This is a genomic window from Mobilicoccus massiliensis, assembly GCF_000826525.2.
Taxonomy (GTDB): domain Bacteria; phylum Actinomycetota; class Actinomycetes; order Actinomycetales; family Dermatophilaceae; genus Mobilicoccus; species Mobilicoccus massiliensis.
Genome location: NZ_LN651328.1, coordinates 172,337 through 192,839 on the forward strand (window position 1 = coordinate 172,337; position 20,503 = coordinate 192,839).

Genomic DNA, 20,503 nt, shown 5'->3' on the forward strand with positions numbered 1-20,503 from the left:
ACCACGCCCGAATCGGTCGAACCGCCTGTCTCACCGTCAGAAGGCACCTCAAACAGGCACTTTCACCACCCTCGCCGCGGCCGAACCACCTCCGCGCGCGTCCAAACCGCCTGCCTCACCGTCAGAAAGGCACCTCACACAGGCGCTTTCACCGGCCCCCACGTGGGCCCAGCCGCTTTCGCGCGCGCCCAAACGGCCTGTCCGAGCCGAAAGGGACCTCAAACAGGCGCTTTCACCGCCCTCGTTCACCACCCTCGCCCAGGCCCCGCCGCCACCGCGCGCGACCAAACCGCCTGTCCGAGCCGGGAAGGGGCTCAAACAGGCGGTTCCATCCGGGTCCGGGCCGGTGGACGCGCCCGTCTCGGCGGGATCGGGTGAAGATGGGGCATGCGCCCGATGCTCGCCACCCACGCCGATGCCGTTCCGCGCGGTCCGGAATGGGCGCACGAGGTCAAGTGGGACGGGTGGCGGATCATCGCCGAGATCACCGGTGGGCAGCTGCGCCTGTTCAGCCGGTCAGAACGCGACGTCACGTCCTCGTTCCCGGAGCTGCAGGGCATCGTGCTTCCCGATCTCGTCCTCGACGGCGAGGTCGTCGCTCTCGATGAGCACGGAGTCCCGTCGCTGCACGCCTTGGCCGACCGAATCGCCGGGCCCGTCAAGGCCGGACGCGCGCGGCCGCGGCCGGTCACGGTCATGCTCTTCGACGTCCTCCGCCTCGAAGGGCAGGATCTGCTCGACGTGCCCTGGGCGCAGCGTCGCGAACTGCTCGAGGCGCTCGCGCCCAGCCTGGACCACGAACGCTGGGCGGTTCCCGACGTGTACGACGACGGAGAACTGCTCTTGGAGGTCACTGCGCAGAACGGCCTCGAGGGCGTCGTCAGCAAACGACGCGACTCCCTGTACCTCCCCGGTCAACGCAGCCGCGCCTGGCTCAAACGCCCCCACCGGCGCACCCGCAGCGTCGTCGTCGGCGGCTGGCGGTACGAGACGAACGGCCGCGACCGGCTCGGGGCCGTACTCGTCGGAGCCCCGCAGGCAGACGGGCGGCTCCGACTTCTCGGTCGGGTCGGCGCAGGCCTCGCGGGTGAGGCGGGAGGCCACCTGCGCGAACAACTCGCCGACCTCACGTGTGACGACTGTCCCTTCGACGACGTTCCGCGCGAGGACGCCACCGGCGCGATCTGGGTGCGGCCGGAGGTCGTCATCGACGTCGAGAGCCTCGGGTTCGCCGCACATGGCCGGCTGCGTCAGCCGGCCTACCGTGGGCTTCGCCCCGACCTCACCGCCGCCGACGTCCCCGTCGAGGACCCCGCCGACCTCGAGAGGGACGTCGACGCCGGCGCATCGCCCGCTCCTCGTCCGGCCGGCGACGAATCCACACCCGAAGAATCCACACCCGGCGAACGCGCCCACGACGACAGCACCGAGAACAGCCCTGCCCGCGCCGAACAGGAGATCCGTGATGGCCGATGACCGCACCCGGGTTCGCGTCGAGGTCGACGGGCGCGTGCTGCAGCTCACCAGCCTCGAGAAGGTGATGTTCCCGGGCACGGGGACGACGAAGGCCGAGGTCCTCTCCTACTACCAGGAGGTGGCGCCGGTCCTCGTGCCGCAGCTGCGCGATCGCCCGTGTACGCGGTTGCGTTTTCCGCACGGCGTCTCGGGCGAGTCGTTCTTCGAGAAGAACCTGCCCGCCGGAGCGCCGAGTTGGATCCGGCGCGTCACGCTCGTCTCCCCGCATTCACGTCGCGCCGACGAGCTCGTCACCTATCCACTCATCGACGACGTCGCCGGGCTCACCTGGCTCGGGCAGCTCGGCGCGTTGGAACTCCACGTGCCGCAGTGGCGCATCGTCGACGACGGCACGACCGACGATCACGACACCGCGCGGTCGCGCCAGGCCGATGCGGACCGGCTGGTCGTCGACCTCGACCCCGGTGCTCCGGCGGGACTGCACGAGTGCGCGCAGGTGGCGCTGCTCGTCCGCGACGTGCTCGCCGGTGCCGGTCTCACCGACCTCGTGCCGGTGACCTCGGGCAGCAAGGGCCTTCAGCTCTACGCGATGCTCCCGGCACCGACTCCGTCGGCCCAGACCCGGGAGATGGCCAAGACCCTCGCCGAGCACCTCGCCGCCGAACGTCCCGACCTCGTGCTCTCGACGATGGCCAAGCAGGCCCGCGGCGGCAAGGTGTTCCTCGACTGGAGCCAGAACGTCGCGGCCAAGACGACGATCTGCCCCTATTCACTGCGAGGCAAGAACGATTCGCCCTTCGTCGCCGCACCGCGCACCTGGGCCGAGATCGAGGAGGGCGCAAGCGATCCCGTGGCCCTCGACCAACTCACCCCGCGCGAGGTGCTCGACCGTCTCGAAAGCGACGGCGATCTCATGACGGACGTATCCGGCTAGCGTTCGGCCGTGTTCAGGCCGAGAGCGCATTCTTGCGGTTGCGCGGGCAACGCGCGCAGGTGATGGCACCCGGAAGGGCGAAGAGAAAACAGCAGGATTCCCGGAGCCCGAGGCGGCTCGGTTCGCCCAGGACCGACGTGCGCGCCGAATCCAGGGTTGCGGCCCACGTGTCGCGCACCAGACCGAATCGCTGTTTGCTGCTCATCTTCACACCGGGCGAATAGGACTCCGCAAAGCGCATCGCGTGCGCTTCGTAGGCCTTACGAGCTTCGATCAGCCTCATTTGTGGATGTGTCACGCGTTTGATCGAATCGCCGCCGAGCGATTCGGCGACGGGATAACGCTCGAGATCGTCGAGGTCGAATCGCAACGCCGCCGGGGAGACGTCGGGGATCCAGTCACGCAACACCGCTGCGTAGGCAGCAGGCACCGCGACCACCTGGAGGTACCAGCCGAACACGAACGCGGCGCCCACCTGAGGGGGCGCCGCGCAGTGGTACCGACGTTCCTGAGCCCGGCCGACCTCGTCGCGCCATGCGGCGGTCGGGTCGTCGCCGGCCTCCTGGGCCTCGAGGATCTGCTGACACGACCACGGCAACGGACTCCCCCAGCCCTCGGCGACGACGTCGACGTACCCGATGTGGGCGGTGATGTCGGAGGCGAGGGCGGCGAGGTCGGGGGGCGTGGTCATGGCACGATCCACGATGCCACGAGGGGTCGGACTACTTGCCGTGGGCCTTGTCGTAGGCGGTCTGGAGTTCACCGGAGACACGACCGCGGTCGCTCACCTTGAAGCCGTTGGCCCGGCCCCATTCGCGAACCTCGTTCAGGTCTTCGCGTCGGGCCGATGCCCCACCGCGACGCCCGGTGACCTTGCGCCCGCCCGCACGACGGGCATTTCCGACCCATTCGCTGAACGAGTCGCGTAGACGCGCCGCATTCTTCTCGGACAGGTCGATCTCGTAACTGACACCGTCGAGCGCGAATGTGACGGTCTCCGTGGCCTCTCCACCGTCGATATCGTCGACGAGGATGACCTGGACGCGCTGGGCCATGGGTGTTCTCCCGAATGTAGTGGAACGCAAAAGTCGGCGAAGTCGATCTCGCCGACCGCAGTAACACTACGACATGAAGGCCACCCACGGAAACAGAACACCAGGCAAACGAAGAATGAGTGGAGCGGGTCGGCATCCGCTCACAACGACGGCCTCCCGCGGCCGACGGGTATTCGAGTTCGACGTCACATCCGCCGCGACGAAGTGCCGTCCTCGACCGGTGCGGAATCGTCGAACTCGTGCGGCCGCTGAACGCTCTCGGCCCGCTGTGCATCCTGGTCGGCGAGCCAGCGCGAGTAGGCGGCCCGTTCCTTGCGGTCGCCCTCGAGGAGCAGACGCATGATCTTGTAGAAGAGGAAACCGATACCGACCGACGGAAGCAGGGCGAAGAGGACCTGCTGCAAGAGTTCCACGACCGTTCCTCCTCTGAATCTCGGGATCGGCCCCCACGTTACCCGCCGGCCCCGGTCACCCCGACATCGCTCCGGGAGAACCACCCGTCGCGATCGGCGGGGCAGCTGCTCAGCCCGACTCCCCCTCGGGCGACCTCAGCGTGTCGAACACGGCGTCGTCGCGCAGGTCGATGACCTCCCCGCGGCGCAGCGCAGTGGCGAGTGCGACCCGCGCGCCGTCGCGATAGGCCGGGCGCGCGTCGGGGTGCCCGCCCGCGAGCGCGGCGATGTCGGAGGCCAGCCCGGGGGCGTCCCCCGTTTCCGCAGCGCCGTGTGGGTGGGCCGCCCGCGAGGCCACGACGTCGGCGCTCGCCTGCAGGTATCCCGCAAGGACGGCGGGCGCCTGCTCGACTCCCGATTCCCGCAGGCGGGCCACCCCGACCTCGAACAGCCCGTGCAGGTGATCTCCGAGAAGGGCGATCGCGGCCGCATAGCCCGCGCGCCCCTGCTCGTCCACCCAGAACGGCTCGGCCCCCATCTCGACGGCGAGAGCCTCGGCCACGGCACGATGTTCACCTCGCGCGGTGACCGCGGCCCGAGAAACCTGCAAACGCGCGAGATCGGAACGCGTGCCGGTGAATCGCGTGGCGGGATGAAGGGCGATGGGGAGGATATGTGGAATGTCGGCAAGGAGGCCGATTCCGAATCGCGGATGAGTGTGAAGGACGATCTGGCCCGGGCGAAACGCGTCGCGAAGCCGCTCGACCAGCGCGCAGAGTTCTCTGGCCGGTGGAGTGAGCAGCACGAGTTCACTTCTTGCGACGACGTCTTCGCATTCCCGCACCGGCGCTTGCAACAGAGCGGCGGCGCGATCACGAGAATCCTCACCGCGGCCGGAGGCGGCGACGACCCGGTGTCCGGCGGCGATCAGCGCGGCACCGAGCACCGAGCCCACGCGTCCGCATCCCACGACGCCCACGTCGAGTCGGGCGGGGTGCTGCGACGACATACCCGCACGGTAACCGCTCGTCTCGTTCGGGCGGACGGGGCGTGCCCGAACGACGACTCAGTCGCGGCCGGCGTCCAGAAGTGCGGTCACCAGTCCGGATGCCAGGCGCCTGCGGTGCGCACGCCCGCGAGGAGGCCGTCGGCGTCGAGACGCGCGACGAGTTCGGAGACGGGAACCGCCCGGCCCCTCATCCGCAGTGTCGCCTGCGGATCGACCTGGGCCCAGGGCACGAGGACGAATCCCCGTTCGTGCGCGCGGGGGTGGGGCAGCACGAGCGACTCGGTCTCGACGACGACGTCGTCCCCGGCGAGCGGATCTCCGTGCTGGACGAGGTCGAGGTCGAGCGTGCGCGGCCCCCACCGCACCCGGCGCACTCGGCCGTGGTCGGCCTCCACCTCGTGCAGCCGTCGCAGGACGGTGTGCGGCGCGAGGCGCGTGTGGCCCATGAGCACGGCGTTGAGGTAGACGGGTTGCTCGGGGCCGCCGACGGGGTCGGTCTCGAAGAGCTCGGAGACCCCGTCGACCCGCAGCCCCTCGATGGCCGCCACCGCGCGCACGGCCGAGGTCAGCGTGCGTCGTGGGTCGCCGTCGTTGGCGCCGAGGGCGATGACGACCTTGTGCACCGACTCGCGCCGGATCTGCACGGCGACGTCGGCGAAGGGCACGTCGATCGGGGCGTCGGGCTTGTGCACGACGACCTCGACGGCCTCGACCCCCGCCCGGGCCAGTGCCGCGTCGGCGATGCGTGCGGCGAGGGTCTCGACGAGGTCGACGTGCGGACCCTCGACGATGCGCACGACGTCGGTGGCGACGTCGGCGTAGCTCACGGTGTCGGCGAGGTCGTCGCTGCGGCCGGCGGGAAGGAGGTCGAGCTCGAGCGTGACGTCGACGACGAATCGTTGGGCCGTGCGGTGTTCGGCGTCGAGCACGCCGTGCGTGCCGAAGGCGGACACGCCGCTGAGCCGGATGCGGTCGCTCACGACGCGGCCTCGTCGGTCCAGGCGCTCACGGCCTCGTGCACCTGCAGCGCCGCGAGCGTCGAGGGCACGTCGTGCACCCGCACCGCCCACACGCCCGCCTGGGCGCACAGCAGGGAGGTCGCGGCGGTCGCGGCGTCGCGCGCGGTCGGCGGCACGGGCTCCTCCCGCCCGCCGAGCCGACCGAGAAAGGTCTTGCGGGAGGCGCCGACGAGCACCCGGTATCCGAGCCCCGAGAACGCATCGAGGTGAGCGAGGAGCTGCCAGTTGTGTTCCGCGGTCTTGGCGAAGCCGAGGCCCGGGTCGAGCACCAGCCTCTCCGGGTCGATCCCGGCGGCGAGCGCGGCCTCGACCCGCTCGTTCATCTCGCGACACACGTCGGTGACGACGTCGTCGTAGACGGCCCGCTGCTGCATCGAGTCACCGTGACCGCGCCAGTGCATCGCGACGTAGGTCGCGCCTTTCCGCCCGACGAGAGGCAGCATCTGCGGATCGGCCAGCCCACCGCTCACGTCGTTGACGATCTCGGCTCCCGCCTCGATCGCGGCCGCCGCCACCGACGCCCGCATCGTGTCGATCGAGACCCGCAGGCCCGACCCCGCGAGCGCGGAGACGACGGGCAGGACGCGGTCGAGCTCCTCCTCCTCGCCGGGGCGTCGCGAGCCCGGCCGGGTCGACTCTCCGCCGACATCGAGGATGTCGGCGCCCTGCCGGGCGAGGTCGCGGCCGTGCGCGACGGCTGCGTCGGGGTCGAACCAGCGCCCGCCGTCGCTGAAGGAGTCGGGGGTGACGTTGACGATGCCCATGACGAGGGGCCGGGTCACCGTGTGCCTCCGAGGATGAGGCTCATCGCCTCGGCGCGGGTGGCGGCGGAACGCAACTGGCCGCGCACGGCGGACGTCGTCGTGCGGGCTCCGGGTTTGCGCACCCCACGCATCGACATGCACAGGTGCTCGCAGTCGACGACGACGATGACGCCGCGCGGCTCGAGGTGCTCGACGAGGGCGTCGGCCACCTGGGAGGTCAGGCGCTCCTGGATCTGCGGTCGCCGCGCGTAGATGTCGACGAGACGGGCGAGCTTGGACAGGCCGGTGACCCGGCCGTTCTTGGCGGGGATGTAGCCGACGTGCGCGACGCCGTGGAACGGCACGAGGTGGTGCTCGCACGTGCTGTACACCTCGATGTCGCGCACGAGCACCATCTCGTCGTGGTCGATCTCGAACGTCGTCGACAACAACTCGGCCGGGTCCATACGCAGGCCGGCGAACAACTCGGTGTAGGACCGGGCGACCCGGGCGGGGGTGTCGCGCAGCCCGTCGCGGTCGGGATCCTCCCCGACGGCGATGAGCAACTCGCGCACGGCGCGTTCGGCCCGCGCGAGATCAACTGGTGGGGGGATCGACATGGCCTCCGCCGGGTATCTCGATGATCTGGGTGGGTGGGCTCTCGGTCTCGGGCTCGGACTCGCGTGGGTCCTCGCCTCGCGCGAGCGCGCTGCGTTCCGACGGGGTGAGAACCGGCGGGAGCTCGCTCGCGGCGCGGCCGTCGCCGCTGCACCAGACGGCGCGCCTGGGGCTGCGGATGACGCCGGCGAGCAGCTCGGCGAGCCGTGCTCCGCCGATCGACTCGTGCTCGATGAGCTCGAGAACGAGCCGGTCGAGCAGCGCGCGGTTCTCGTGCAGGACTTGCCACGCCTCGTCGTGCGCGGTCTCGATGAGGTGCCGCACCTCGAGGTCGACGAGGCCCGCGACCTCCTCGGAGTAGTCGCGCTGATGACCCATGTCGCGGCCGAGGAAGACCTCGCCGTCGTCCTGCCCGAGGCGCACCGCGCCGATGCGGCTGCTCATGCCGAACTGGGTGACCATGCGGCGGGCGAGGCCGGTGGCCTTCTCGATGTCGTCGGCGGCACCGGAGGTCGGGTCGTGGAACACCATCTCCTCGGCCACGCGCCCGCCGAGCATGTAGGCGAGCCGGTCGAGCATCTGGTTGCGGCTCGTGGAGTACCGCTCGTCGACGGGGACGACCATCGTGTACCCGAGCGAGCGGCCACGCGGGAGGATCGTCACCTTGGTGACCGGGTCCATGTCGTTCATCGCCGCCGCGACGACCGCGTGCCCGGCCTCGTGGTAGGCGGTCATCTTCTTCTCGGTGGAGCTCATGACCCGGGTGTGCCGGCGCGGGCCGCCGACGACCCGGTCGATCGCCTCGTCGAGGGCGGCGTCGTCGATGCCGCGCGCGCCGGCCCGTGCGGTGAGCAGGGCGGCCTCGTTGAGCACGTTGGCGAGGTCCGCGCCCGTGAAGCCGGGCGTACGGCGGGCCACCGCGCGCAGGTCGACCCCCTCGGCGAGGGGTTTGCCGGCGCCGTGGACGGCGAGGATGGCCTCGCGCCCACGCAGGTCGGGGGCGTCCACCGCGATCTGGCGGTCGAAGCGGCCCGGGCGCAGCAAGGCCGGGTCGAGGATGTCGGGGCGGTTGGTGGCGGCGATGAGCACGACCCCGGCCGCGTCGTCGAACCCGTCCATCTCGACGAGGAGCTGATTGAGGGTCTGCTCGCGTTCGTCGTGCCCGCCGCCCAGGCCCGCACCGCGGTGACGCCCGACGGCGTCGATCTCGTCGACGAACACGATGGCGGGTGCCTTGGCCTTGGCCTGCTCGAAGAGGTCGCGCACCCGGCTCGCACCGACGCCGACGAACATCTCGACGAAGTCGGAGCCCGAGATCGAGTAGAACGGCACTCCGGCCTCGCCCGCGACCGCGCGCGCGAGGAGGGTCTTTCCGGTGCCGGGCGGCCCGTACAGCAGGACGCCCTTGGGGATCTTGGCGCCGACCGCGGTGAACCGGGCGGGGTCGGAGAGGAAGGCCTTGATCTCCGACAGCTCCTCGACCGCCTCGTCGGCGCCGGCCACGTCGGCGAACGTCACCGTGCTGCCCTCGCCGTCGGCCAGCTTGGCCTTGGAGCGCCCGAACTGCATGAGCCGCCCGCCGCCTTGCATGCGCGCCATGAGGAACCAGAAGAGCAGCACGAACAGCAGGAGGGGCAGGACGTTGACGAGCAGCAAGGCGCCCCACCCGTCGGACGGCGGCTCGTCGTCGTAGACCCCGATCGCGTCGGACTCGCGCACCTGATCCATGAGCGAGGGCCCGCGTCCTTCGACGTACATCGTGTAGACCTCGCGCGTGGCACGGCCCGTGCCGACGTCGGTGGGCGCGGCGAGCTCGAGATCGAGCCGGTCGCCGTCACGGAACGTCGCCTTCTTGACGTGCCCGTCGGCGATGAGCTGCACGGCCCTGGAGGTGTCGACGCGCTGCGGACCGCCTGAGGTGCCGAGCTGGAGCACGACCAGACCCACGACGAAGACGAGAAGGACCCACAACATCGGGTTCTTGACGATTCGCGTGGCGTTCATGTGCTCCGGGGCCCTGATCGTGCCCCGCCCCTTCTGTCGGTGGCGTCGATCTGTCGGTGGCGTCGATCTGTCGGTGGCGTCGATCTGTCGGTGGCGTCGATCTGTCGGTGGCGTCGAGGGTCGCGCCGACGGCGGCGCGGGACGTTGGCACGACGGTACACCGGGGCACCGACAGACCCCGGTGGGCCTGCGGCTCGCTCGGCGAGATACCGCGCGCGGGAACGGCTTTCCTCTCGCCTGCCGGCTCGTGGAGCACCGGCCGCGACGCTCTCCCCGTCCTCGGACCGCGCAGGCGGAGATCGGTGCTGAAGGGATCAGGTGTAGACGTGCGGAGCGAGCAGACCGATGCAGCGCAGGTTGCGGTACTGCTCGGCGTAGTCGAGGCCGTAGCCGACGACGAACTCGTTGGGGATGTCGAACCCGACGTACTTGACGCCGACGTCGACCTTGACCGCGTCGGGCTTGCGCAGCAGCGTGCAGATCTCGACCGAGGCGGCCTGGCGGGAGGCGAGGTTGGCCTTGATCCAGCTCAGAGTGAGGCCCGAGTCGATGATGTCCTCGATGATGAGGACGTCCTTGCCGGTGATGTCGGTGTCGAGGTCCTTGAGGATGCGCACCACGCCCGAGCTCTTCGTGCCCGAGCCGTAGGAGCTGATCGCCATCCAGTCCATGGGTGCGGTGCCCGGCAGGGCCCGGATGAGGTCGGAGACCACGATGACCGCACCCTTGAGCACGCCGACGAGCAGCAGGTCCTTGCCCTCGTAGTCGCGCCAGATCTCCGCGGCGAGCTCATCGAGCCGAGCGAGGATCTGCTCCTCGGTGATGAGCACTCGCTCGAGATCGCCCGCCATGTGCTCGGCGTCCACGGTTCCTCCTGCGTGCGTGCGTGAAGCGGATGCGGCGAGGCTATCGGACGCGGCGGGACGGGTCGCACTCGACGACCAGGCGCGGGGGGTCGGCGAGGCGAGAGACCCGCACCCCACCCGGGAGGTCGATCGGGCCCTGCCCGTGCCAGTCGGCGACGAGCGCGTCGACGTCGGCGAGGTGGCCGGCGCGCAGGTCGCCGGGCGGGACTCCGTGCTCGAGGGCGAGAAGTCGCCACAGCCGGCGCCGGATCGCGGCCGGCTCGCCTTCGACGGCCGCCACCTCGCACTCCGACTCCCCGACCCGGTCGCGCAGGTGCCGGGCCACCGCATCGAGCGCGTCGGCATCGTCGCGCAACAGATCCGCGCTGCGAGCGAGGGCCGCGCCGATGCCGGGCAGCTCGTCCTCGATCGCCGCGAGGAGCAGCCGGGTGCGCACCCGCCGGTAGCGCGGGTCGAGGTTGTGCGGGTCGTGCCAGACCTGAAGACCTTGTGCCTCGCACGCGGCGCGGGTCGTCTCGCGCGGCAGGGCGAGGAAGGGTCGGCGGATGGCGCCGCGCTCGGGCGGCATTCCCGACAACGACCGGGTTCCCGAGCCACGCGCGAGCCCGAGCAGCACCTGTTCGGCCTGGTCGTCGCGGGAGTGACCGAGCAGTACGACGTCCGCGCCGGCCCGGCGACGCGCCTCCTCGATCGCCGCGTACCGGGCCGCGCGAGCACGCGCCTCCGGGCCGCCGCCCCCGACCGAACCCACCTCGACCCGCACGACCTCGGCGCCGAGCCCGAGATCTCGGCACGTCTGCGCCGCTTGGGCGGCCACCTGCGCCGAGCCGTCCTGCAACCCGTGGTCGACGATCACCGCCGCCGCGCGAATCGGCAGTCCCGCCGGGCGCCGCGCATCGCACTCGAAGGCGACGGCGGCGGCGAGCGCCAGCGAGTCCGCGCCTCCGCTCACCGCCGCGAGCACACCCCGGTCCTGCGAACGCAGAGCACGACGCACGGCGAGGCGGGTCGCGGCGACGGCGGGGTGCGGTCCGGGCACGGGATGGCCTCGAGTTCTTTCGGATTCGTCGCTGGAGGTCGTCGTTGAGATCCGTCGGGGGTGACGGGCGAGACGTGATCAGCCGTGGACGCGCGCGACCCACAGTTGCGGGTCGGCGATCTCCTCGGGCGCGGGCAGGGTCTGCGGGGAGGTCCATACCGCGTTGAAGCCGTCGACGCCGACGCGATCGATGACGGCACGCACGAACTTCGCGCCGTCACGGTACTGCGCCATCTTCGCCTCGAGACCGAGAACGCGGCGCAGGAGGATGTCGGCCGGCCCGAGCCCGTCGCGGCGCTTCTCGAAGCGAGCGCGGATCGTCTCGACGCTGGGCACGATGCGGGGGCCGACCTCGTCCATGACGACGTCGGCGTGGCCCTCGAGCAACGACATGATCGCCGTGACCTCGTCGAGTCGACGTCGTTGCTCGGGGGTGGTGAACAACGTCACCAATCCGCTGCCGCCTTCGCGGAAGGCCTCGGGAATGCCCCTGACCAGCGTCCCGAGGCGTTCGCGCAGCGTGTCGAGGTCGGGCGCGAGTTCGTCGAGCAGGGTGCGCGAGCGGGTCACCACGTACTCCCGCAGCCACGGATTGGCCGTGAACTGCACCCGATGGGTCTCCTCGTGCAGGCACACCCAGAGGCGGAAGTCGGTGGGGTTCACCGACATCGCGCGTTCGGTCTCGACGATGTTGGGGGCCACGAGGAGCAGCCGGGCCCCGTCGGCCGGGCCGCCGGGGGCGATGTCGTACTGGCCGAGGACCTTGGTCGAGAGGAACGACAGCAGACTGCCCACCTCGACCCCGGTGAGGGCGCCGCCGACCTTCTTCACGGGCGCGGGCATCGTGTGGTCGGGGCGCTCGACGATCCGCGTGACCACCGGGTCCATGAGCCCCGAGAAGGACCCGATGTTCACCTCCGACCACGTGGGCCGGTCGACGACGAGGGCCGGGGGCAGATCGGCCGGGGTCTCGAGGCGGGCCGTCTCGGCGACCGGGGCGTGGGCGCGCGCGGAGGCGAGCCGCAGCTCGGTGACCGCCTGTTCGGCCTCGGCGACCGACACCTTCGGGCCGGAGGGGGTGAGTCGCCGGGCGGTCGACCTCGCGAGTCCCCAGTCGACGAACGAGGGCGCAGGTGCGGATGCCCGCCGGGTGATGTCCTGCTCGGTCATCGGAGGTGTCCTCTCATCGGGGTCGAGCGAACTCGGGGCGTGGCGTCGATGTCACGCTGTGGCAGCCGATGTGCGTCACCGACAGCCGCAGGCCGCGATCGCCGCGATCAGGCGGTCCAACGCCGCACGCGCCTCGAGCGTTCCCCCGGCGCGATCGACGAGCACCGCGTAGACGAGCAGTCGGCCGTCGGCGTCGACCACCGTGCCGCCGAGTGCGTGGACGCCGGTGAGGGTTCCCGTCTTCGCCCGCGCCAGGCCGGCGGCGGGGCGGGCGCCGGGGCCGTGGAAGCGGTCGAACAGGGTGCCGCTGAGGCCGGCGACGGGCAGGCGCGCGACGACCTCGGCGAGCGCCGGATCCTGCCCCGTGCTCGCGAGCGTGAGCACATCGGCGACGACGTTCGCGGGAGCGCGGGTGCTTCGGGAGAGGCCGCTGGTGTCGACGAGCTCGGCCCCGGACACGGGAACTCCGAGGTCGGCGAGGCCGGTGCGGACCCACGTGGCGACCGCGGGAAACGTCGGTTCGACCCCCTGCGCGGCGGCGGTGCTGCGGGCGAGGGATTCGGTGAGCGCGTTGTCGGATTCGTCGAGAGCGAGCGCGAGCACCTCGGTGAGCGGCGCGGACCGCACCGCGCCGAGCGGGGCGGCGCCGGCCGGGGCTGGTGCCCGGTCGGGACGGCCTCGAACCTCGATGCCGGCCCTGCCGAGCTCGGTGGCGAGCAGAGAGGTCGCACGCAACGCCGGATCGGCGGGGGCCGCACGGCCGGGCAGGGCGCGGGCGTCGGTGGTGCCGAGCATCGTCACCGGGCCGGTGAGTCCGAGGCTCACGTCGCCGGGCTCCCACTCGGGGGCGAGGGCCGGGCCGCGAGCGTAGGAGTCGTCGAGATGGACGCGGACCGACCGCACGCCCGTACGTTGCAGCGAGGTCGCGACCTGCCCCGCGAGGTCGGCGATGCCGGCGCGTCCCGCGACCGCGCTCCGGTCTCCGCGACCGGGGGCGAGCAGCGTGTCGCCACCCGCGACGAGGACGACGTCGTTCGGAGTGGCTCCCGTGACGACCTTGGTCTCGAAGGTGTGCCGGCCGTCGGCGACACGGGTGATGGCCGCGGCCGTGAGCAGTTTGGCGGTCGAGGCGGGGGTGCGTGGCCGGGCGCCGTCGTGGTCGAGGAGGGTTCGCCCGGTCGCGCCGTCGCGGACGACGAGCCCGATCGAGGGCCCGAGCGCCGGATCCTTGAGGAGCGGCGCGAGACGCATCTTGAGCGCGGACGAGGTGGGTGCGGGCGCCGCCGAGGCCAGGGCGGACAGGGGCGGCGCCCGCACCCACCTCGTCCGCGCTCAAGATGCGGGGCGCCGCCGAGGCCAGGGCGGACAGGGGCGGCGGGGCGGTGGGAGCAGATGGGGCGGACGGCTCGATCCTGTCGGAATCGCCTGGGGCGCCCGGCTGCTCGGGCTCCCGACCGGATGGCGCCTCGTCGCGGGTCTCGGTGGTGAGCACCCCCGGAACGACATCGGCCACGTCGAGGGCGACGTATCCGCCGGCCAGCAGGCAGGCTGCGGCCACCCCCGCGGTGACGCGCTGCCCGCGCGTCGTGCGCGCCGTCATCCGACTCCTCACCCCCTGTGACCCCTGCGCGGGTTCTCCCCCGCTCGCTCGCGCGGGGAGCCGATGAGGTCCCCGTCGCATTCCCTGCCCGTCGGGGCACCTAGGGCCCCCGTGCATGACATGCTGTGCTGCGAGAATACGTCGCCACCTCAGGAGGGTTTCGAGCATGACCGGTACCGAGGCGTCCTCGCCGAAGATCTTCGACGTCACCGTCGAGATCCCGAAGGGTCAGCGGAACAAGTACGAGGTCGACCACGAGACCGGGCGAATCCGGCTCGACCGCATGCTGTTCACGTCGACGCAGTACCCCAGCGACTACGGCTACATCGAGGACACCCTGGGCGAGGACGGCGACCCCCTCGACGCCCTCGTGCTGCTCGACTCCCCCACGTTCCCCGGTGTGCTCATCGAGTGCCGCGCGATCGGCATGTTCCACATGCGCGACGAGGCCGGCGGCGACGACAAGATCCTCTGCGTGCCCGCCAAGGACCCGCGCGTCATCCACATCCAGACCCTCGACGACGTCAGCGAGTTCGACCGTCTCGAGATCCAGCACTTCTTCGAGACGTACAAGGACCTCGAGCCGGGCAAGTCGGTCGTCGGCGCGCACTGGGCCGGCAAGGACGAGGCCGAGCGCATCATCCAGGAGGCGGTCGACCGCGCTCGCGAGAACAACGTCACCACGAGCCGCTGGCCTGCGCCGCACGCGCACTGAGCCTGCGTTCGTTCGTCGCTTCTCGATCCCCCGTCGCCGCTGGTGGCGGGGGATCGTTGCGTGCCGGGACCCTTGGGCGTTCAGGAGGTGGTGGCCGGGCGCGTCTCTTCGGCGATCCAGTCGAGGTAGGCCGGTAGGCCGCCGGTGATGGGGAGCGCCATGATGCACGGCACGTCGTACTCGTGGAGTTCGGCGATACGCCTGCCGACGGAGTCGACGAGGTCGGCGCGGGTGTGCAACGACAGGCGCGCCTCGGGTGCGTCCTCGATGCGCCCCTCCCACCGGTAGACCGAGCGGATCTCCGGAAGGATGTGAGCGCACGCCGCCCACCGTTCCTCGACGAGGACGCGAGCGAGATCCGCGGCCCATTCGGCATCCGGACCGGTGACGACGAGTTCCACGCAATCGGCCACGACGGGCTCCCTCGGTGAGTGCGATACGGACGGCCGAGTTCAGGGTGTCAGACTCCGAGGCGCAGTGTCGCCGAGTGGATGGGGTTGCTCGGCGGCGGGCGGAGGCCCGCGTTCCAGCGTTGGCACGGAAGACGACGGGACCGGATTGGACCGTAAGCGCGCTGCCGACGCCCGATATGGCCCCTGGCATCCCTCGCAGACCCCCGAACCGGGCCGTCCACCCCTGCAGTTCTCGTGGACTCCCCGAATATGAGGAGTGCGATACGGATCTGAGGGCCCCGCGGCAGTCGGACTATCGACCGGCAACGAACCACCACCCGCTCACCGAGCACGACGAGGCGCGGGAGGGACACACTCGCGCAACAAAGACCGGTCAGTCTCGGCACCCTCAGATCGTGCAAGCTCCTGACCAGGGCCGATACGCCTACCCCTGTCTAGACCGCCCTGACTGACCGGTCTTTGTTGCGCGAGTTCTGCACAGCGGCGGGAGCTCGAGGTCGCTCGACGGGCGCCGACGCCGGACACGACGACGGTGGCGGCCGGAACGGCTTCGAGGTGCAGAGCACAAGAGCCGGTCGGAGTGCTCCGGTCAAGGATGGCGAAGCCATCGCGGAGCGACGCGACGAAGGAGCGCCCTCAATGCGGACGCGGAGTCCAGCGGATGCTCGGTCGTCGGGTCGGCGGTGCGGCGTCGCGCTCCCTCGGTCGCGCATGGCTCCGGCTTCCTGTTGCAAACCGCGTTTTCGTATTACGGTGAAGGCATGGTGAGCGAAGGTCGGATCGAGCAGTGGGTCTCTGAAGCCGAGGCGGGGTATGACGTCGAGACGTTGAAGCGGCGTGGGCGGGGTCGGCCCGGCCGCGCCGCGGAGGCATCTCAGGTAGTGGCGGTGCGTCTGACGGCAGATGAGCTTGCAGCCATCGACGCGGTTGCTGAGCGCGAGCAGGTGAGCCGCTCTGAGGCCATCCGGCGAGCGTTGGCCGAGTTCGCGGCGTGAGACTGCATCCGAGCGCGCTGAAGCACGGCGTAGCGGCGAAGGATGTCGAGCAGGCAGCGACCTGGTCCCAGTGGATCGAGCCTCTGGAGGATGAGGAGTGGCCTCATCGGGAACTGAGGCTTGGGTTCGACACTCGGGCTCGGTTGCTCGAGACGGTGGTGTTGGTGTTCGAGGGCGGCGAGGAGCTGGTCATTCACGCGATGCCGGCGCGACGTCAGTACTGGGGGCTGCTGCCCTGACCCTGCCCGTCGATCTTGCAAGTCGTGAGGGTGTCTGCGATTCCGTGGGCGCCCTCTCGTCGCGTCCTGGGGGCGGCCGAGCGCGAGAACCGCCGAAGGCCGCAGCGCAGCGCCGACCGCCAGGCGGCGGCTGACCCGCGCCGACGGAGTCAGCGCCCTTGACGGGCTGGCTCGGCACAGGAGGGACGACCTGTGTGCCCAAATAGTGCCCACGGAACGCTGATTCCGGCCAGACTCGCGAATCCAGGCGTTCGTCGTCGCGCTGTCGCCCTCCTGGCTTCACACGACCCTGAGCAGCAGAAACGCCCCCGACCGAAGTCGAGGGCGCCTTCTGAGCCGCTTGTCGGAATCGAACCGACGACCTATTCATTACGAGTGAATCGCTCTGGCCGACTGAGCTAAAGCGGCATGCACCTGCGCGAACACGTGCTCGGCCAACGATAGCAAAGCGGGTGCCCCGACCAAAAACCGAGCGGGGCAGGGCGACCGGCCCGCCGGCCACCGAGCCGGAGCCTCGTCAGCAGGTCAGGCCGTCCTTCGGCACCCGGCCCTTGGTGAAGAAGTCGTCGACGGCGTTGTCGACGCAGTTGTTGCTGCGCATGTAGGCGGTGTGCCCGTCGCCGTCGAACGTGAGCAGGTGCCCTCCCTCGAGCTGGTCGGCGAGTTTGACCGCCCAGTCGTACGGGGTGGCGGGATCGCGAGTCGTGCCGATGACGAGGATCGGGCCGCTGCCCGCCGCCGTGATCTTCGCCGGCTTCGCTCCCGAGCGAACCGGCCACTCCTCGCAGCTCATCGTCGCCATCGCCATCGACGCGCCCCACGTCGGAGCGGCCTTCTCGAAGCGGGCGATGCGGGCCTCGACCTCGGAGTCGTCGGACGGCGACGAAGGACGATCGAGGCAGTTGACCGCAGAGATGACCTGCATGATGTTGCCGTGGTAGGCGCCCTTCGCGTCACGGTCGGCGTACTCCCGCGCGAGCTCCATGAGCTGGTCGCCCTGCCCCTCCTTCGCCGCAGCCCGGAGCGCGTCGGTGAGTTGCTCCCACGAACTCTCGTCGTACAACGCCCGGGCCAGGCCGACGCTGGCCCAGCCCTCGGTGAGTTGGGTGACGCGCGCGTCGTCGGTGACCGGCAGGGGGTTCTCGTCGATGCGCTTCAACAGGTCGCGCAACCCCTGCATGCCCTGATCGACGTCATTGCCGAGCGGGCAGTCCTCCTCGTCCACGCAGTTCTTCACGTACGCCCGGGTGGCGGTCTCGAACCCCACCGCCTGGCCGAGGTTGAGCTCCTCGTCGGACAACTCGGGAGCGATGGCGCCATCGAGCACGAGACGCCCCGCGCGCTCGGGGAACAACCCCGCGTACGTCGCGCCGAGGAACGTGCCGTACGACTTGCCGAGGTACATGAGCTTCGACTGGCCGAGCGCCGCCCGCACGATGTCCATGTCCTTGGCCGCGTCGATCGTCGACAGGTGCGGCAGTAGCTCCGGAGCCTTCTGCTCACAGGCCTGTCCGAACGCCTTCGCCGACGCACGCGAGGCGTCGATCTCCGCCGTGTCATCGGGTGTCGGGTCCTGGGCGATGATCTCGTCCATCTTCTGCCCGTCGACGCAGACGAGCGGATCGGACTCCCCCACACCCCGAGGGTCGACGCCGACGACGTCGTAGGAACGCCGGATCGTGGGCGCGACGACGAGATCGGCCGCCCGCGCGTACTCGACCGCGGAGCCGCCAGGGCCGCCGGGGTTGACGAGTATCGAGCCCTTCGCCTTTCCCTCGGCCGGCACCTTGAGCATCCGCAGACGCATCGTGGCCCCGTCGGGCTTGTCGTAATCCACCGGCACCGTGACCCAACTGCACTGGGCCTCGGCCTCTCCCGCCGCTCCGCACGGTTCCCAGGTGAGCTTCTGCGCGTAGACCTCCGCGAGCCCCTCCTGGCCCGCCGGCGGGCTCGTCGCAGGGGCGGTCGTGTCACCACTGGCACCCCCGGGAGCGGGAACCGAGCACCCCGCCGTGAGCAGAGCCCCCGCGACCAGGATCGACAACGTGCGAGCGCGCCTCGCTGCCACGGATCGACCCACGGCGGTGACCTCCCTCGTCAATGGTGTCGTCAGTCGACGACGCCCCCACACGGTACCCGGGCCCGCACCCCGCGCGGACGAACGTCCAGCCCTGCGCACGGCGACTTCGCCCGGCCTCAGCGCCGCGGGAGGCGGAGCGAGATCGCCATCGCCTCGAGCGCGAGCAGCAGCGGAACGTTGGCCTCGATGCGGGTGCGCGCCTCGCCGATCGCGGTCATCGCGGCGAGCAACTCGTCGGCACTCATCGCCCGCGCGAGGGTGTCGACCTCGGCGCGCGCGTCCTCGTTGACGAGATCGACATGTGCCCCGAGCCGCACGACGAGCGCGTCGCGGTACACCGACAGCAGGTCGATGAGTGCCCGGTCGGTGACGTCACGCGCGAATCGGGTGGCGCGGGTCTTCTGCTCCTTCTCGAGCGTGGCGATCTGCGCGCGCACATGAGGAGGCTGGGTGCGGGCGGCCGGGTCGGCGCCGAGGGTCTCGAGGAGCCGGGAACGCTCGGCCGCGTCGCGTTCGGAGCTCGACGCCCCGGACTCCTCCGTGGCGATCGAAGCGAGATCGGCCGCCGCCCCGATCGCGTCGGGAACGCTGCGGATGCGTCCGCTCATCTGCACCACCTCACGCCGACGCCGGCGAGCGTCGTCGTCGCGGGCGAGCCGCCGGGCGAGACCGATATGACTCTGCGCGGCGCGCGCCGCGTACATCGCCATCGCCGGATCGACGCCGTCGCGCCGCACGAGCAGGTCCGCCACGGCCTTGGGCGGTGGCGTCCGTAGTCGCACGTGCCGGCTACGGCTGCGGATCGTGATGATGACGTCCTCATGCGATGGAGCACACAGCACCCACACGGTGCGCTCCGACGGCTCCTCGAGAGCCTTGAGCAGGGCGTCGGCAGCGCGTTCGGTGAGCCGGTCGGCGTCCTCGACGATGACGACCCGATACCGCCCGACCGACGGCCGATGCGCTGCCTCCACGACGAGTTCGCGCGCGTCCTCCACCCGGATCGACAGCCCCTCGGTGGCGACGACCGTGACGTCGGCGTGGGTGCCGTCGAGACTCGTCAGGCACTCCCGGCACTCGCCGCACCCGTGGTCGGGGCAGTTGAGCGCGGCGGCGAACGCCCGCGCCGCCGTCGACCGCCCGGATCCTGGCGGGCCGGTGAGCAGCCACGCGTGCGTCATCGACCCCGGATCGCGCGCGGCCCGATCGAGCGTCTCGATCGTCTGCTGCTGACCGACGAGGTCGTCCCAGACGGTCATCGCACCTCACCGTCCGGCGTGGTCGCATCGCCCGCCTCGGCGGTGGGCCGTGCATGCGGCGCGGCGTCACGATCTCCGACCCTCGGAGCCGCCTCGGTGGCGAGCAGGGCGCCCACCCGTTCTGCGACCGCGCGGGCGAGCTCATCGCGAGGTGCGGCGGCGTCGAGCACGAGGTAGCGCGCGGGATCGGCGGCGGCGAGGTCGAGGAAGTGCTCACGGACGCGGGTGTGGAAGTCCTCGGCCTCGGTCTCCATGCGGTCGGCGGCACGACCGGAGCGACGCTCGAGGCCCGTTCGCGGGCTCACGTCGAGCAGCACGGTGAGGTCGGGCACGAGACCGCCCGTGGCCCAACGCGAGAGTCCGGCAATCTGCTCGGCATCGAGGTCGCGACCCGCCCCTTGATACGCGATCGAGGAATCGACATAGCGATCGGTGACGACGACCTCGCCTCGTTCGAGCGCCGGCCGGATGAGCGTCTCGACGTGCTGGGCGCGGTCGGCCGCGAACAGCAGCGCTTCGGCGCGGGGCGCGATCGCGTCGCCGTGCAACAACAACTCGCGGATGCGCCCACCGAGCGGAGTCCCCCCGGGTTCGCGAGTGACGACCACCGCTCTGCCCCGCGCACGCAGGCTCGTGACCAGCGCCTCCACCTGCGTGGACTTGCCGGCCCCGTCTCCGCCTTCGAACGCGATGAACACCACGTCCGCAGCCTAGGCGAGACCTCCGACAACCCACCCGACACGCACCCGACACGCACCCACCCCGCGCTCGAACAGGCACTTCCACCCACCCGCTCACCCGCTCACACACCCACCCCTTCGGACATACCGATGTCCCACCCGGACCGGGCGTCCCGACCGCCGAGACAGCCGTCGTT

General features: G+C 71.0%; 21 protein-coding genes and 1 tRNA gene. 5 read left to right on the forward strand and 17 right to left on the reverse strand.

Annotation, left to right across the window (positions count from 1 at the left end):
- Positions 1-387 precede the first annotated feature (387 nt).
- Positions 388-1,476 (forward strand): non-homologous end-joining DNA ligase, encoded by a 1,089-nt coding sequence (gene ligD / locus BN1197_RS06820; protein ID WP_176489721.1) that lies wholly within the window; start codon positions 388-390, stop codon positions 1,474-1,476.
- Complete coding sequence (gene ligD, locus BN1197_RS06825) at positions 1,466-2,410, forward strand: non-homologous end-joining DNA ligase (protein WP_040157573.1); 945 nt, start codon at positions 1,466-1,468, stop codon at positions 2,408-2,410. Before ligD (BN1197_RS06820) ends, ligD (BN1197_RS06825) begins: the two co-directional genes overlap by 11 nt.
- Before the next feature lie 13 nt (positions 2,411-2,423).
- Here ligD (BN1197_RS06825) and BN1197_RS06830 read toward each other — a convergent pair whose 3' ends face one another.
- The 12 genes from BN1197_RS06830 to dacB all read right to left on the reverse strand — a co-directional run bounded on the left by BN1197_RS06830 (position 2,424) and on the right by dacB (position 13,642).
- On the reverse strand, positions 2,424-3,101 hold the full coding sequence (locus BN1197_RS06830; protein ID WP_040157576.1) for a (2Fe-2S)-binding protein: 678 nt from the start codon (positions 3,099-3,101) through the stop codon (positions 2,424-2,426).
- Between the two features lie 31 nt (positions 3,102-3,132).
- The gene (locus BN1197_RS06835; protein WP_040157579.1) at positions 3,133-3,465 is read right to left on the reverse strand and encodes a histone-like nucleoid-structuring protein Lsr2; all 333 of its coding nucleotides are present in this window, start codon (positions 3,463-3,465) and stop codon (positions 3,133-3,135) included.
- Between the two features lie 185 nt (positions 3,466-3,650).
- Positions 3,651-3,878 (reverse strand): hypothetical protein, encoded by a 228-nt coding sequence (locus BN1197_RS06840; protein ID WP_040157582.1) that lies wholly within the window; start codon positions 3,876-3,878, stop codon positions 3,651-3,653.
- 109 nt (positions 3,879-3,987) lie between these two features.
- Positions 3,988-4,866, reverse strand: a complete 879-nt coding sequence (locus BN1197_RS06845) for a DUF2520 domain-containing protein (RefSeq protein ID WP_040157585.1) — start codon at positions 4,864-4,866, stop codon at positions 3,988-3,990.
- Positions 4,867-4,952: 86 nt separating this feature from the next.
- Positions 4,953-5,846, reverse strand: a complete 894-nt coding sequence (gene folK, locus BN1197_RS06850) for a 2-amino-4-hydroxy-6-hydroxymethyldihydropteridine diphosphokinase (protein WP_040157587.1) — start codon at positions 5,844-5,846, stop codon at positions 4,953-4,955.
- Entirely contained in the window at positions 5,843-6,649 is an 807-nt protein-coding gene (gene folP, locus BN1197_RS06855; protein ID WP_040158023.1) for a dihydropteroate synthase, read from the reverse strand. The genes folK and folP overlap by 4 nt, the downstream gene beginning before the upstream one ends.
- Before the next feature lie 14 nt (positions 6,650-6,663).
- Positions 6,664-7,248, reverse strand: a complete 585-nt coding sequence (folE, locus tag BN1197_RS06860; RefSeq protein WP_040157589.1) for a GTP cyclohydrolase I FolE — start codon at positions 7,246-7,248, stop codon at positions 6,664-6,666.
- Positions 7,226-9,250 carry an ATP-dependent zinc metalloprotease FtsH gene (ftsH, locus tag BN1197_RS06865; protein WP_040157592.1) on the reverse strand — a complete coding sequence of 675 codons (2,025 nt, stop codon included), beginning with the start codon at positions 9,248-9,250 and terminating at the stop codon, positions 7,226-7,228. Before ftsH ends, folE begins: the two co-directional genes overlap by 23 nt.
- A 314-nt stretch (positions 9,251-9,564) precedes the next feature.
- Entirely contained in the window at positions 9,565-10,116 is a 552-nt protein-coding gene (gene hpt / locus BN1197_RS06870; protein WP_040157595.1) for a hypoxanthine phosphoribosyltransferase, read from the reverse strand.
- Between the two features lie 40 nt (positions 10,117-10,156).
- Positions 10,157-11,155: a tRNA lysidine(34) synthetase TilS gene (gene tilS, locus BN1197_RS06875; RefSeq protein ID WP_040157597.1), complete on the reverse strand. Its 999-nt coding sequence runs from the start codon at positions 11,153-11,155 to the stop codon at positions 10,157-10,159.
- 78 nt (positions 11,156-11,233) lie between these two features.
- Positions 11,234-12,325 carry a zinc-dependent metalloprotease gene (locus BN1197_RS06880; RefSeq protein ID WP_052466138.1) on the reverse strand — a complete coding sequence of 364 codons (1,092 nt, stop codon included), beginning with the start codon at positions 12,323-12,325 and terminating at the stop codon, positions 11,234-11,236.
- Positions 12,326-12,400: 75 nt separating this feature from the next.
- Positions 12,401-13,642 (reverse strand): D-alanyl-D-alanine carboxypeptidase/D-alanyl-D-alanine endopeptidase, encoded by a 1,242-nt coding sequence (dacB, locus tag BN1197_RS06885; RefSeq protein WP_052466140.1) that lies wholly within the window; start codon positions 13,640-13,642, stop codon positions 12,401-12,403.
- A 449-nt stretch (positions 13,643-14,091) separates the two neighbouring features.
- Here dacB and BN1197_RS06890 point away from each other — a divergent pair, with 449 nt between their 5' ends.
- Entirely contained in the window at positions 14,092-14,640 is a 549-nt protein-coding gene (locus tag BN1197_RS06890) for an inorganic diphosphatase (RefSeq protein ID WP_040157598.1), read from the forward strand.
- An 80-nt stretch (positions 14,641-14,720) separates the two neighbouring features.
- On the opposite strand, the gene cutA is transcribed toward BN1197_RS06890, so the two are convergent.
- Entirely contained in the window at positions 14,721-15,053 is a 333-nt protein-coding gene (gene cutA / locus BN1197_RS06895) for a divalent-cation tolerance protein CutA (protein ID WP_040157602.1), read from the reverse strand.
- 761 nt (positions 15,054-15,814) lie between these two features.
- Between cutA and BN1197_RS06900 the strand changes: the two genes are divergently transcribed.
- Both BN1197_RS06900 and BN1197_RS06905 read left to right on the forward strand, forming a co-directional pair.
- Positions 15,815-16,048, forward strand: coding sequence for a ribbon-helix-helix protein, CopG family (locus BN1197_RS06900; protein ID WP_040158030.1), 234 nt, complete (start codon positions 15,815-15,817; stop codon positions 16,046-16,048).
- Entirely contained in the window at positions 16,045-16,287 is a 243-nt protein-coding gene (locus tag BN1197_RS06905) for a hypothetical protein (protein ID WP_040157605.1), read from the forward strand. The genes BN1197_RS06900 and BN1197_RS06905 overlap by 4 nt, the downstream gene beginning before the upstream one ends.
- Positions 16,288-16,621: 334 nt before the next feature.
- On the opposite strand, the gene BN1197_RS06910 is transcribed toward BN1197_RS06905, so the two are convergent.
- From BN1197_RS06910 to tmk, 4 genes are all read right to left on the reverse strand, one after another.
- A tRNA-Thr gene (locus BN1197_RS06910) sits at positions 16,622-16,695 on the reverse strand.
- Positions 16,696-16,804: 109 nt separating this feature from the next.
- Positions 16,805-18,367, reverse strand: a complete 1,563-nt coding sequence (locus BN1197_RS06915) for an alpha/beta hydrolase (RefSeq protein ID WP_052466218.1) — start codon at positions 18,365-18,367, stop codon at positions 16,805-16,807.
- 116 nt (positions 18,368-18,483) lie between these two features.
- The gene (locus tag BN1197_RS06920) at positions 18,484-19,626 is read right to left on the reverse strand and encodes a DNA polymerase III subunit delta' (RefSeq protein WP_040157611.1); all 1,143 of its coding nucleotides are present in this window, start codon (positions 19,624-19,626) and stop codon (positions 18,484-18,486) included.
- Positions 19,623-20,327, reverse strand: a complete 705-nt coding sequence (gene tmk, locus BN1197_RS06925) for a dTMP kinase (RefSeq protein WP_082043701.1) — start codon at positions 20,325-20,327, stop codon at positions 19,623-19,625. The genes BN1197_RS06920 and tmk overlap by 4 nt, the downstream gene beginning before the upstream one ends.
- Positions 20,328-20,503: the final 176 nt, after the last annotated feature.